11 protein-coding genes are annotated in these 14,125 nt (G+C 63.7%); 9 read left to right on the top strand and 2 right to left on the bottom strand.

The genetic code is table 11. The features are described 5' to 3' along the window. Positions 1-25: 25 nt before the first annotated feature. The gene (locus tag HF877_RS06275) at positions 26-1,198 is read right to left on the bottom strand and encodes a tyrosine-type recombinase/integrase (RefSeq protein ID WP_169620298.1); all 1,173 of its coding nucleotides are present in this window, start codon (positions 1,196-1,198) and stop codon (positions 26-28) included. Then, positions 1,199-2,065, bottom strand: a complete 867-nt coding sequence (locus tag HF877_RS06270) for a helix-turn-helix transcriptional regulator (RefSeq protein WP_169620297.1) — start codon at positions 2,063-2,065, stop codon at positions 1,199-1,201. Positions 2,066-2,156: 91 nt separating this feature from the next. Here HF877_RS06270 and HF877_RS06265 point away from each other — a divergent pair, with 91 nt between their 5' ends. The 9 genes from HF877_RS06265 (at position 2,157) to HF877_RS06225 (ending at position 14,116) form a co-directional block, all read left to right on the top strand. Next, positions 2,157-2,357 (top strand): helix-turn-helix domain-containing protein, encoded by a 201-nt coding sequence (locus HF877_RS06265; protein ID WP_346765076.1) that lies wholly within the window; start codon positions 2,157-2,159, stop codon positions 2,355-2,357. A gap of 8 nt (positions 2,358-2,365) precedes the next feature. Further along, positions 2,366-2,980 (top strand): hypothetical protein, encoded by a 615-nt coding sequence (locus HF877_RS06260; protein ID WP_169620295.1) that lies wholly within the window; start codon positions 2,366-2,368, stop codon positions 2,978-2,980. A gap of 192 nt (positions 2,981-3,172) precedes the next feature. Further along, the gene (locus HF877_RS06255; protein WP_240952098.1) at positions 3,173-3,706 is read left to right on the top strand and encodes a DnaB-like helicase N-terminal domain-containing protein; all 534 of its coding nucleotides are present in this window, start codon (positions 3,173-3,175) and stop codon (positions 3,704-3,706) included. A gap of 8 nt (positions 3,707-3,714) precedes the next feature. Next, positions 3,715-4,986: a hypothetical protein gene (locus tag HF877_RS06250; RefSeq protein WP_206036656.1), complete on the top strand. Its 1,272-nt coding sequence runs from the start codon at positions 3,715-3,717 to the stop codon at positions 4,984-4,986. Positions 4,987-5,119: 133 nt separating this feature from the next. Further along, the gene (locus HF877_RS06245; protein WP_169620396.1) at positions 5,120-5,812 is read left to right on the top strand and encodes a DUF2637 domain-containing protein; all 693 of its coding nucleotides are present in this window, start codon (positions 5,120-5,122) and stop codon (positions 5,810-5,812) included. A 282-nt stretch (positions 5,813-6,094) separates the two neighbouring features. Further along, positions 6,095-11,065, top strand: a complete 4,971-nt coding sequence (locus HF877_RS06240; RefSeq protein ID WP_169620293.1) for a DEAD/DEAH box helicase — start codon at positions 6,095-6,097, stop codon at positions 11,063-11,065. Positions 11,066-11,105: 40 nt separating this feature from the next. Next, entirely contained in the window at positions 11,106-11,900 is a 795-nt protein-coding gene (locus tag HF877_RS06235) for a hypothetical protein (protein WP_169620292.1), read from the top strand. A 402-nt stretch (positions 11,901-12,302) separates the two neighbouring features. Continuing rightward, a complete protein-coding gene (locus HF877_RS06230) occupies positions 12,303-12,893 on the top strand; it encodes a hypothetical protein (RefSeq protein ID WP_169620291.1) in 591 nt (196 codons plus the stop codon). 272 nt (positions 12,894-13,165) lie between these two features. Beyond that, positions 13,166-14,116 carry a M48 family metalloprotease gene (locus HF877_RS06225; protein WP_169620290.1) on the top strand — a complete coding sequence of 317 codons (951 nt, stop codon included), beginning with the start codon at positions 13,166-13,168 and terminating at the stop codon, positions 14,114-14,116. The last annotated feature ends 9 nt before the right edge of the window (positions 14,117-14,125 follow it).

Genomic DNA, 14,125 nt, shown 5'->3' with positions numbered 1-14,125 from the left:
AACCGGGAGAGGTGCCATCCGACGTTTATTCGTCGTTTATGGCGACGGCTCTGTCCAGCAGATCCGCCACTGCGGAGTGCGTCCGACCGCGGCTCATGTACCGGTCCATCGTCATACTGACGTGCCGATGCCCGAGATGATCTGCCCCGATTCGAGGGGATAGGCCCTCCTCGTCGATGAGGGTTGCCACGGACTTCCGGAAGCTATGGGATGACGTGTCGGGCACCCCGAGGTCGTCGCGGACCTTGCGCCACTGCTTCGCGAAGTTGTTCGGGTCACGTAGAGTGCCGGCCGTCGACGGGAAGATCACCCCGAGCGTCCCAAGCTGTGGCTGATCCGCTCGCCTCTTGAGGATGTCGAGCGCGAACAGTGGCAGGGGGATGGTTCGGAGCCCAGCTGCGGTCTTCGCGGACTCGACGCGTTGCAACCCGATACCCTTCGCACGCACGACCTTCCCGGACACGGCCACGGTGCGGGCGTCGTCATCGACGTCCGACCACCGCAGCGCGAGTAGCTCCGAGCGGCGTAGGCCCGTCGCGATCAGGAGGGTGATCGGGTCGACGAGGTCGTTCGCCGTGCAGTACTCGGACTCGCCGAGTGCGACGATCAGGCCGCGCAGCTCGTCTGCAGTGAGTGCCCGTGCACCCTTCGGTGGTGTCTTGGACTTGATGGGGGAGACGTCGCGCACCGGGTTCGAGTCGAGCGCCCCGGCGATGACCGCGATACCGAGGGCGCCCCGAAGGATCGTCTTCGCCTGCCGTGCCATCGTTGGCCCGTGTGCCTTGCTCATCGCCCGTATAGCGCTGTCTATCCGCCCCGCGGTAGCTTCGCCTACCCGGACGCTGCCGATCTTCGTCTCGAGCTTGCCAGCCGCGTATCGATACGTGTCCATCGTCGCCGCTGCCCGGCCTTCGTCCTCGAGGCGAGTCAAGTACGTCGTGACCAGGGCTGTGACCGTGGTCGAGTCGGTCACCTCGTCCTCGCTCGGTGTGCGGCGAGAATCAAGGTGGTCGAGGAGTTCCCTTTCGGCGACCTTTCCGTGTTGGTCGCGGGTGCCATCGGGTGTGCGTCGCTCAACGCGCCTGACGACGCCGTCTGTGTCACGGAATCGGCAGTGCGCGAGCCAGATTCCGCCGCCGAGGTCGCGGCGAGTGATCTTCCCGTGCTGCCCGATTCGAAGCGGCGGTCTGCCTGCCATCTAGGGTTGGATTGCAGACGGGGGCTGCATGGGCATTGTGCTCTGCATCTCAATTTCGGTCACGTCGATTCCTTCGACGGCTGGGCTTTCGAGCCTCATGTCGCGGGTATCTCGAGCGTTCGCGGACTCGGTAACGAACGGAAAGTAACGACTCCACAGGCTGGCTATCGCCGCGTCGTGTAGTCGCTCCTCGACCTTGGCAAGGGTGAACATCCAATCCCGACCTTTGCCTTCCGGCCGAACGACGTCGAGGCTGATTCTGTCTATGAAGTTGCTGATCCACTCGCCAAGATGTGGGGCATAGTCTGGCCCTTCCCATTCCGGGTCGAGACCGGACTTCTTAATGGATTGAAAGTCCTTTGCGGCGCGGGCCAACTGGTCAGTGGTGACCGCGCGAGGAATGCCCAGCAGTTCCAGCGCGCTCACTGGAGTGGTCCGCATATGGTGTGCCAGCCAGTGGGTAATTGCAGCTACCGATGAGTGTACGACGTAGGGCCCCTGCCGGCCTTCGGATAGTTCGATCGCGAATCGCATGGTCTCAGATGCGCCGATCGCCCGATCGAACTGTCGTTGGTTCGCTTGTAGGCGCTGCAGTTCCGCAACTATCGCGTCTAGATCCTGGTGGTAGACGTACTGAAGGCCACCGCCTGCGGGAGCCAAGGCTATCGCGTCGATTCCGAGAACGTTGGCGACCGTAAACGCCTCCGTGAACCGGACCGGGCGGGTGCCCGCCTCGACTCGCGACAGCGTCCCTTGGGACCAGTTCAGGCCGGCGGCGCGGAGTTTGTCCGATAGTTCCCCCTGGCTGAGCCCTTGGGAAACCCTCAGATCCTCGATTCGCTTGCCAACCGCTTCGTCTGCATCCACGACAGTAGGCTATCGCGTTTTTCGGTGTTGACCAACGATTCTCATCATGTATCGTGAAACTCGGTTGAGACGAGCGAATTATGAGATGGGAGTGAAAGTGCACACGAGCGAGGACTACTGGCTGAGTCGCGAAGAGGTCGCAGACAGGTTGAAGCTGCCCGCGAAGACGTTGGCGCAGTGGGCGACGCAGAAGAAGGGGCCGCGATTCTCGAAGATCGGCCGGTTCGCCCGCTACAAGCTCAGCGACATCACTGCGTGGGAGGACGACCAGGTCACCGGCGGCGCGGCCTGATGGCCCTGATGGCTACGAACGAAAACGCCCGCCCGGTGCTCGAACACCGGACGGGCAGCGAATCCAACCCCTACCAAGAAGAAGGTTCGATGACCGACTCTACCCGTTACGCGGTGGCCTGCCAGTTCGATACTGGGCAGGTTGACCAGCTCGGCACGTTCACGACAGACGTGGCCGCGAAGGATGCCGCGATCACCCACGCGTCGACGTGGGCTGATGACCTCGGTACCAGCATGGCGTTCGACCCCGCCACGATGACCGCCACGCTCGGCGGCGGCGACGTGCTCGAGTACCGGATTGTTGCTGACAGTGTCGGGCACTGGTTCGTCGGTGTCGCGCCCACGCTCGATTGCGATGAGACCGTGGCCCCGCCAAAGGTGTTCCGCACCTATGAACGTGTGCTCGTCAGCGACGGCAACATGGCCGTGGCGATCGCTGCCGTCGATTTCCTCATTGCGGGTCGACTCTGCGGGACCGAGATGCAGGTGCGGTGCGAAATCCGCCGGAGCCTGAGCCCGAGAGTTGCTCGTTTGCTCGGTTCCGTGCTTGTACAGGCCGCAGATCTCGCCGAGGGGGTTCGCTCCTTCCATTGCAGCGAGGCCGAGGTTTGGGAGTCGTTGTGATCGCGCTCGCTGTGGCGCTGATTCTGCTCTCTCATTTCTGGATCTACGTCGATCGCGGGAGCCTCCGCTCGAACTGACCGAATGATGCGTGTCGAAGGTCTGTAACGACCTTGATTCGCGACCCCGGAGGCCGGCGACCTCACTACTGAGAACCGGCCCCGGGGGTCGAACTTGGAAAGGTTGATACCCCGCATGGTATCGAATTTTGACCCCCAATCGATCGCCTTCCTAACGTCATCGCAGGCTCTCGTTGCAGAGGGCCTGCTCGATGCCGCGATCCTCCGAGCATCCGCAGTTGACGCCGCCGCAGCGTTCGCGCATGTGCGTGAAGCGGATTTCGACAACCCTAGTCTCGGCGTGATATTCGAGACTGCCGCCGAGTTGCGTGCCGCAGGACTACCGCACGACCCGGTCATAGTCCTCGATGAGCTGACCCGCCGTGGGCTGACCGCAGGTCACGTGGGCGCGATGCTCCGCAAGCACCTGCTCGATGTCGTCACCAGCGAGGCTGCAGCCTCGCCGCTCGCCGTCTCGTCGTATGCATGTGCCGTCGTATCCGATTCCTACAGGAGGAGATTCGAGATTCTAGGCAAGTCATTGGTTGAGGCCTCGGCGGGTTTCGCTGAACACGACCTTCTGCCGCTGCTTCAATCGGGACGGGACGCCGCTGTCGCGCACGCCGGTCGGTTGTTCAGACTCCGCGAGGCGACGGGGGCAGCGATATGAGCTTCTCTGTGACGGAACTGCCGGTGGCAGAACGATTCTGGACTGCTCGTCCGGTCCTTGAGCATATTCGCGAGTTCGCCCGAGCCCGACGATCCGGGCCGTGGTCGACACTTCTCGTTGTCCTCGCAAGAGCTGTCGCCAGCGTCGAGCCCAACGTGATGATCCCGCCGACGGTGGGGGGTTCTGTCTCGCTCAACCTGTTCGGTGCGCTCGTAGGGCAGTCGGGGGCTGGCAAGGGTGCCTCCGAGGGTGCTGGTCGGGATGCGGTGCAGTTCGTCGACTTCAACAGCCGAGTGATCGACCTCGACGAGCTGCCGCTCGGATCGGGGGAAGGTGTGGCGCGCACGTACCGCCCTGCAGGGACCGGCGACGAGGAGCCAAATCCCCGTACGCGTGCGCTGTTCTCGGTACCCGAGGTCGACACTCTCACGGCGCTTGGGCAGAGGCAGGGTGCCACGCTCATGGCCGAACTGCGGAAGCTGTACATGGGTGAGCAGCTTGGTTTCAACAACGCATCCAAGGCCACGTGCTCGGTGTTGCCCGCGCACACTTACCGGGCATCGTTGCTCGTTGGAGTGCAGCCGGCGAAAGCCGGACCGTTGCTGCATGACGCAGATGGCGGAACGCCGCAACGGTTCGTGTTCCTCCGTGTCGATGACCCGGATGCACCCGACGAGCCGCCGCCGGCACCGGCCCCGTTCGTGGTGAAGCTGCCGCGCTGGGGTAGCGGCCCTGTCAACCTGACCGTGCCTGAGATTGCTCGTGTGGCGATGGACCGGCACCGGGTCGCGATCCTTCGGGGCGAGGACGTCGACCCCCTGGACGGGCACCGGATGTTGACTCAGTTGAAGGTGGCGGCCGCGCTATTGATCCTCGACGGTCGCACTGTCATCGATGATGAGGACTGGAGGCTGGCGGGGTTCGTGATCCGGGAGTCGAACCGCGCCCGCACCGGCATCGAACGGACTCTCGCCGAGCGCACCCGAGCGGCGAACCGTGCGCGTGCCGAGGTGAAGGCAGACGAGGCCGACCTACTCCACGATCGGGCGGCGCAGCATCTCCGAAATCGAGCCCGTAGCGCTGTCCTGCGCAGGCTCGGGCGCGCCGAAGCCAGCCGAAAGGATCTTCGGTCGGCGATGCGCAACGACCTACGGGGCGATCTTGACTCAACGTTGGCCGACCTGATCGACGAAGGCGCGGTTGTTGAGACCGCGGGGGTGTACGTGCTTGTGGGGGAGTACGGGGGTACGGACTGTACCCCCCTCCGAAACTCACTTTGACCTGCTGAAAACGGCGGGGGTACGGCTCGTACCCCCGTACCCCCGCCGTTCACATTTGACCTGGGAAACGAGGAAACATGAGCAAACTCGCCCTCGAATGGCTTACCGGCGCCACTGACGAGGTGACCCCGTGATGCAACACCGTCTGTCGCAGGGTGTCGCAGTCGCAGGAACCGCCGCGATCTGCGCAGCAGCGTTCATACTGTCGTTCGCCGCTCTGACCGACCTTGCTGCGCGCTCAGGTGTCACGGTGCCGTGGTTGTGGCCGGCGATCGTCGACGGGCTGATCCTGGTTGCGACAGTCGCAGTCGTCGCGGGTGCCGGGCGCTACGCGTGGTTGCTGCTGCTCGTCGGTGCCCTGGTCTCGGTCGCGGGCAACGTGTTGCACGCCGCACTACCGGACGGGCCGCTACCCATCTGGTTGCGTGCCACTGTCGCCGCAGTGCCGCCGGTAGCGCTGGTTGCTGTAGCGCACTTGGCTGTCGTGCTACGCCGCGCAACAGTCGGTACCGCAGCCTCGGAGGAGTCGCCTGACGGACTCGATGCAGGTGTTGCATCTGCACCACCCCGGATCACTGACACGATCGAGGTGTACACGCCGTCGCCGACGCTCATCGACGATCCGGACCCCGAGCCGGACGGGACACTGTCCGGCGGTGTGTCCGCAGAGCCCGTTGATCCGCCCAATGCGGCACCCGAGGGCGCGACGAAAACCAGGGCACTGCAACTGCTCCACGAAGGGATCGAACCGCGCACCGTCGCACATCAACTCGGAGTCCACCGCACCACGGTCTACCGCTGGCGCAGGGAGGTCGCCCTGGCATGACAACCTCACCTCTCATGGTGCTGCCTACACCCGGCACACGCACCGCGCATAGCCCCGGCTACTGCCCGTCCCGAACAGGCGCAGGCGCGGTTTCGCGAGTACTCGGATACGCGGCGCACTGCACTGATGCACCTTCGCGCGGCGACGTCTTGCAGATGCTGTAGCGATGACCTCGAGAACTCGATTCATGTCTTCGCTTGGGTCTATGCATCGCCACCGCTCGCAACCGGGCAAGATGACCTGCTGAGCGTTGCTGTTGTCTGTGAAGGGGTGGGGTCGGTCATGGGTTCTGTTCACGAGGTCATCGAGGCGTTCCGGCAGGCGCCGACTAACTCGGAACGGGGCACCAAGTTCGAGCAGTTGATGGTCCGCTACTTCCAGCTCGACCCGATGCTTGCCCAGCAGTACGACGAGGTGTGGCGGTGGACGGATTGGCCGGGCCGCGACGGGAAGCCGGACACCGGAATCGACCTCGTCGCACGCGAGCGCGACACCGGCGCTCTGACTGCGATTCAGTGCAAGTTCTACGAACCGACCCACACCCTCGCCAAGGGTGACATCGACTCGTTCTTCACCGCGTCGGGGAAGAAGCCGTTCACGAACCGGGTGATCATCTCCACCACCGACCGGTGGGGCAAGAACGCCGAGGACGCCCTCGACGGGCAGTCCATCCCGGTGCAGCGGATCGGGCTCGCGGAAATCGCCGAGTCCCCGGTCGACTGGGACATCGCCTGGCCGGCGGGTGAGCTGCAGGTCGATCTCACGGAGGCGAAACGGCACGAGCCACGCACCCACCAGCAGGCGGCGATGGACGCGGTGTTCGCCGGGTTCGAGGCCGGCAACGATCGCGGCAAGCTGATCATGGCCTGCGGCACCGGCAAGACGTTCACCGCACTCAAGATCGCCGAGCGCGCCGCGGCCGAGAACGGCGGCAATGCCCGGATCCTGTTCGCGGTGCCGTCGATCTCGCTACTGTCGCAGACGTTGCGGGAGTGGACTGCCCAGACCCAGGTCGATCTGCGGGCGTTCGCGGTGTGTTCGGACACCAAGGTCTCGCGCTCCGCGGAGGACGTTGCAGTCCACGACGTCGCGATCCCCGTCACCACCGACGCCGCGACCCTGGTCCAGGAGATGGGACACCGCAAACGAGCCAAGGGACTGACGGTGGTGTTCACCACCTACCAGTCCCTCCCCGTCGTCGCGAAGGCGCAGACACAGGGCGTCGACGCCTTCGACATGGTGATCTGCGACGAGGCGCACCGCACCACCGGCGTCACCCTGTTCGGGGACGACGAGTCGAACTTCGTGAAAGTGCACGACGCCGACTACCTCAAAGCCGACCGCCGCCTCTACATGACCGCGACGCCGCGTATCTTCGACGAGTCGGTGAAAGAGAAAGCCGACGAGCACTCGGCGGAGTTGTCGTCGATGGACGACGAACTGATCTTCGGGCCCGAGTTCCACCGCCTCTCGTTCGGGGACGCCGTCGAGCGGGGTCTGCTCACCGACTACAAGGTGATCGTGCTGACCGTCGACGAGGACCTCGTCGCCGCGCCCCTGCAAACCCAGTTGGCGGGGGAGCTCGCCGAACTACGCCTCGATGACGCCTCAAAGATCGTGGGCTGCTGGAACGGCCTCGCCAAACGCGCCGGCCGCACCCCCGACGGAACCGGCTTCGCGCCCGGTGAGCCGCCGATGAAGCGGGCGGTGGTGTTCGCCAAGGACATCGCCGCGTCCAAGCAGGTCGCCGAAGTCTTCCCCGCTGTCGTCGACGCCTACCGCGATCTGCTCGAGAACGGCGAGAACGACGGACAACAGGTCTCGTCGACGAACCTCGACCTCTCCTGCGCGGTCCGCCACGTCGACGGCACCTTCAACGCCCTGCAACGCAACGCCGAACTCGCCTGGCTCAAAGCCCCCGTCCCCGAGGGTGAATGCCGGATCCTGACCAACGCCCGCTGCCTGTCCGAAGGTGTCGACGTCCCCGCCCTCGACGCAGTCATGTTCCTCAACCCCCGCAACTCGGTCGTCGACGTCGTCCAGTCCGTCGGGCGGGTGATGCGCAGGGCAGAGGGCAAGGACTACGGCTACATCATCCTGCCCGTCGCTGTGCCCGCCGGCGTCTCTCCGTCACAGGCCCTGTCGGACAACCGCCGCTTCAAGGTGGTCTGGCAGGTCCTCAACGCGCTGCGTGCGCACGACGACCGGTTCAACGCGATGGTCAACTCCATCGCCCTCAACGCCAAGTCGGACCTCAAGGCCGGCAAGGGCAGCGAGATGCTGATGGGCGGGCATATCGGCCCTACCGCCGATGCCGGCGAATCCATCGGCACCACCACCAGCAGCGGCACCCCCGCTTCGTCGGATGCCGACGGTGACACCGGTTCCGGATCCGGGCCTTCGGACACCGCGGGCGGGCAGATGGCCCAACAGATGGCACTGTTCTCCCTGTCGGAGTGGCAGGAAGCGATCGTCGCGCGCATCGTCGACAAGGTCGGCACCCGCGCCTACTGGGAGGACTGGGCCACCGACGTCGCCGACATCGCCACCGCCCAGATCACCCGCATCCGCGCACTGTTGGACGGCGCCAACCCAGCGGTGACCGAGGCATTCGTGCAATTCCTGCAAGGCCTACGGGACAACCTCAACGACTCCATCACCGACACCGACGCGATCAGCATGCTCTCCCAGCATCTGATCACCAAGCCGGTGTTCGACGCCCTGTTCGCCGAACACGACTTCGCCTCCCACAACCCCGTCTCACAAGTCATGCAGGCAATGGTCGACACCCTCGGCGACGCCGGCCTCGAAGCCGAAACCGCAAAACTCGACGGCTTCTACGCCTCGGTGCGGGTTCGGGCGTCGGAGGTGACCACCGCGGACGGCAAGCAGAAGGTCATCGCGGAACTGTACGAGAAGTTCTTCCGCATCGGATTCCGCAAGCAGTCCGAAGCACTCGGCATCGTCTACACCCCGGTCGAGGTCGTCGACTTCATCCTCCGCGCCGCCGACCAGGCATCCCGGGACGCGTTCGGCCGCGGCCTCACCGACGAGGGCGTGCACATCCTCGACCCGTTCACCGGGACCGGCACGTTCATGACCCAGCTGCTGCAGTCCGGGCTCATTGCACCCGATGATCTGGCCCGCAAGTACGCCGGCGAGTTGCACGCCAACGAGATCATGCTCCTCGCCTACTACATCGCGGCGGTGAACATCGAGTCCACCTACCACGCCCTCATCGGGAAGGAGGCGGCGTCGGAGTACACGCCGTTCGAGGGGATCGTGCTGGCGGACACCTTCCAGATCCGCGAGGACGGCGACAGCCTCGACGCGGTGATGTTCCCGCAGAACAACGACCGCATCCTCCGTCAGAACTCGATCCCGATTAACGTCGTGATCGGGAACCCGCCCTACTCGGTGGGGCAGACGTCGGCGAACGATCTGAACGCCAACATCGCGTACCCGACCCTCGACAAGCGGATCGCCGACACCTACGCCAAACGCTCCACTGCGACGAACAAGAACAGCCTCTATGACTCCTACCTGCGAGCCTTCCGGTGGGCCACCGACCGCATCGGCGACACCGGCATCGTCGCGTTCGTCTCCAACGGCGGCTGGATCGACGGCAACACCGCCGACGGCATCCGTCTATCGCTTGCCGATGAATACTCTCGAATCTACGTCTACAACCTGCGCGGCAACCAGCGCACCGCCGGCGAACTCTCACGCAAGGAGGGCGGTAAGATCTTCGGCTCCGGCAGCCGCAACACCGTCGCCATCCTCATCGGCGTCAAGAACCCCACCCACACCGGCACCTGCGAGATCTACTACCGCGACATCGGCGACTACCTCACCCGCGAAGACAAACTCCGTATCGTCGACGACAACACCCTCGACACCGTCAACTGGCAGACCATCACCCCCAATGCCCACGGCGACTGGACCAACCAGCGCAACGACGAGTACCTGACCTGGCCCGCAATCGGAGACAAGTCCAGCACAGCGACCCCCGCGGTGTTCTCGACATACTCCCGTGGGCTGTCCACTGGCCGCGATGCCTGGTGCTACAGCTCCTCCCGCGCCGGCCTCGCGGAGTCGATCGACGAACTCGTGAACCAATACCGCGCCACTCAGGCACGGTTCACTGCGTACTGCACCGACATCGGCGAACCCAAGCCGACTCAAAACACCGCGACAGCATTCCTCGATGCCAACGCGGATCTGACCGGGACAGGAAGGATCAGCTGGAACCGGGGCCTGCGCAATGATCTCGTCAAAGGCACCGAGATTGCGTTCTCTGAAGACTCGGTACGCCTCGGGAGCTATCGGCCGTTCAACCGACAATGGTCCTACCTCGACCGCCGCGTCAACGACATGATCTACCAGCTCCCGGCGATGTTCCCCACCTCGCATCACAAGAACATAGGCGTTGTATTGACCGGCGCAGCATCACATTTCGAGTTCACTCCGTTCATCACTGACTTGCTCCCCAACCTGCATTTGCTGGACACCGCCCAGTTCTTTCCTCGCTGGACGTATGTGAAGGAAGAGTCGGCTGACGGCGAGCTGGACTTCGCGGCGGCAGACACCCCCGAGGTTGACGAGTACGGCTACCGCCGGGTCGACAACATCACCGACGGCATCCTCGCCCTCTACCGCGACGCGGTCGGCGACCAGGTCACCAAGGACGACATCTTCTACTACGTCTACGGCCTGCTCCACGACCCCGCCTACCGTGACGCGTACGCAGCGGATCTTAAGAAGATGCTCCCGCACATCCCGACACCGAAATCTCGGGAGTGGTTCGATCAGCTCGCCAACGCCGGACGCCGGCTGGCCGAGTTGCACGTGAACTACGAGGCGGTCGAGCCGTACGGCCTCGACGTGCAGCTCAAGAAGGGCGCCGAGCCCGCCGATCGGGAGACGTGGCGGGTGTCGAAACTCAAGTGGGGCAAGAAGAAGGACCCCGAGACCGGGAAGAACGTCGATGACCGCACCACCATCGTCTACAACGGCAAGGTCACCATCACTGGCATCCCTGAGGACGCCGACCGGTACATGCTCGGTTCCCGGTCGGCGTTGGCGTGGATCCTCGACCGCTACCAGGTCAAGACCGACAAGACCTCCGGGATCGTCAACGACCCCAACGGCTGGTGCGACGAACACGACAACCCGCTCTACGTCGTCGACCTGATCCGCAGAGTGACGACCGTGGCGATCGAGACGATGAAGATCGTCGACTCGCTGAAATAATGACTCAGAAATCTAGATCCAAATTAAAGGTGCAGGTATCGTGAGCAGCTCCTTTCCTGCCACGCCGGAGAACGTCTATCTGGCATGCAATGCTTCTGCGCTGGCCATCAATGAATTATCGCGCTCGCTGCCGAATGACTCTGTCGACATCCGTGAGTACGACGAAAGGATGGGCGACACCCATATTTCTGACCCATTGAACACTTCGCACCGTTTGCTGGGAATGTATCTGATCGGCGCTGGAGACTTCCTCTACAGCATAGGAAAGCTTGTCGGACTCGAGAATCCTATGGTTATGTCTCCTGGTGCTCTTGCAAGGTCCGTGATGGAGTACTCGAGCCGCGCATGGTGGATTGCAACCGCTCCAGATCCCGATCTTCGGGCGTTGCGAGGACACACACTCATCCGAAGCGGGTATTCGGATGCCAAGAAGACCGGCATTGAAGATATCCCGGGAAGCAAGAGAATTGATCACACCCTGAACTCTTGGCGTGCAAAGCGCCCCAATCTGCCGAAGGTTTCCACGCCAAAGATCGCGAACCTCGTAGAGGCCATGTTGGGTGATCAAGGAAAACGCTCGTACAACTCATTGTCTGAAGTCGCACACGGCAACGCACTGACACTGATCGTCTCCGCTGTTGGATCTGCCGCGAAGGATCCAACTTCACTCGAGTCGGTTCTCATACAGGCGATCCACGCGAACATGGTGGCGTTGATCGCAGCTGAGCGAACCACGGAGCTGTGGAACGTGAGACCCGACGATCTGGATCACTGCGTACAGCTCTGCAGACATCTCATGGTCGAGGACGACCAAGATCCCAGCCAGGACGGGTGAGACCTGCACTCATCACCACGAGTTTCCGGCGTCGCGATCTCCCGAACTCGACCATCGCCGTCCATCGTCCCAGAACCTTCGATCTCGAGACCAAATGCCAGGGGCCGATCCGTGATCACTAGGGGTCGTATCAGGTAGCTGGTGGGTGACCCCTGTGTCCACGGGACTGGGGGATTCCCATAGCATTCTGACCGAAACCGGGGGGAACACATGAAAAAGACGCTTACAAGGCCGCCGCGCCGCCTCGCTGTGGCGGCACTGCTCCTCGTCGCACTGGCCGCGACGGCGTGTAGCGGCAGTGGCGACGCCGTCAGCAGCGCTCAGGGCACGGCAGCCGAAGGGGCGACGAACGCCACCGGCACTGGTGAAGGGCGTTGGTGCCAGTTGGTACCAAACCGTTTGGTGGCAGACGCCAGATGGGGGCGCGGCGACGAGGCGCCCAACGACTTTCTGCGGTTGACCGACGAATTCGACCTGCCGCCGCAGCTCGCGGGTCTGGCCGATCTTCCTGACCATCTCAAGCAGGGCTTCGGTGGTAATTACGTCAACGCGTCTTTCCCTGCACCGAACGGCGGGCTCGTCCAGTACCAGGACAAGTCCATCGGCGTCATCATGCCCACGTCCAGGACGAACCTCGGCACTCCCAACGCCCAGATGGACCTCGCAGTAGTCGACCAGGGGGGCGGCGTGGTCTCCTACACGCACTACGTCGAGCGTGATGGGCAGGAGCTTCCCGATCCGTTCGATCTCGGGAACGACCAGTTGAGCGGCTACTTCCGCGTCGGCGCCGTCAACGGCGTGACGATCCCTGCGGTCGCCGGCGGGGACGAGGACCAGAAGGCGTACCTGACGTCGGTACTGGCCGACGCCTTCGATGACTCGGTCGTGTGGGTTCTGGTCCGGGGGTCAGCAAAGTTGTACAGAGCTTCGATGTTATGGACCTCGCTCATCGACGACGCACCTGATAACGCCAGCTGCGTCGGCCAGCCTTAATAAAGCCAACTTCTCCGCAGACAACAGCTCCGCACCGGAATCCCGGTGCAGGGCGCTGCGTTTCGTGCTGGTCCAAGCACCGTGGAGCCGTTGCATTTCCGGGGTGCCCCATCCGACACACGGACAGACACCCCCAATGGCCTTTCTGACCGAAAAGACAACCTCGGGGGACTTTGATGACAACAGGATCCGAACTGCCACAGCCGGGTGTATTCCATTCCGTGGGAGGATCGGGGGGTACGCCTCCAGCATCACCGAGGTTCCGCCGTAGCGTGCATCTTTCGACCCTCGCCACCCTGCTGCTCGGGATCCCTTGGTTGCTGTTCAGCCTTGTCATCATCGGGCTTGTGGTGGACATCATCGCCCCCAACAACGACACCGCCCTCTCGACCACGGTCGCGGCATTCCTCGCATCCGGCCTGCTGGTCTTCTTCCGACCAACAGAAGACGTGATCGCCAGAGTGATGTTCCGTCTGCGGAAGCCAACCCTGGCTGAAGCCAGCGTCCTCGACATGGTGTGGGGTGATGTCGCCGCAGCAGCCGGGGTCCGGCCCCAGCGGTACCGACTCTGGGTCCAGGACACTCACGAGTTGAACGCCTTCGCCACCTCGGGGCACATCGTGGCCGTGACCCGCACCGCGTTGGAGATGCCGCCGAACCACCTCGCCGCGATACTGGCCCACGAACTCGGCCACCACCTCGGCGGACACGCCTGGGCGAGACTGCTCATGTACTGGTACGCCATTCCCGGCCGGCTGACCGCGAAGGCGTTCTATTGGCTCAACCACATGGTCTTCGCGATTCTCACGGGTTTCACCATCGGCGCCGCCGGTGGCGCAGTCGCTGGCCGCGCAGGAGGGCAGGCAGCGGGGTGCCTCGTCGGGCCGATCGTGCGCCTCTTCCCGGTGCTGTGGCTGCTCGGCCTCGCGTGGTTCGCCTACGCCATCCACCCCGCACTACTTCTTCTGTTCGCGATTCCGTTCGTACTGGCCTGGTTCAGCAGGTACGGCGAGAAGTACGCCGACCGCGTCGCCGCCGACCTCGGCTACGGTCCGCCGCTGGTCGAGGTTCTCTACGGGTGGCTCAACACAGGCCACGACGAGGCACGCAAACAACAAGGCTGGCGTGCCAACCTGTTCTCCAGCCACCCCTCGTGTGCGGCCCGGATCCAGGCCCTGGAGAAGCGTCTCTACGGTCACACCCAGATCGGCAGCCGGCCGTGAAGTGGCTCC

The organism is Rhodococcus sp. BL-253-APC-6A1W, assembly GCF_012843405.1.
Lineage (GTDB): Bacteria > Actinomycetota > Actinomycetes > Mycobacteriales > Mycobacteriaceae > Rhodococcus.
Note: the sequence above shows the minus strand (reverse complement) of the source record. Positions and strands in the feature narration are given on the sequence as shown.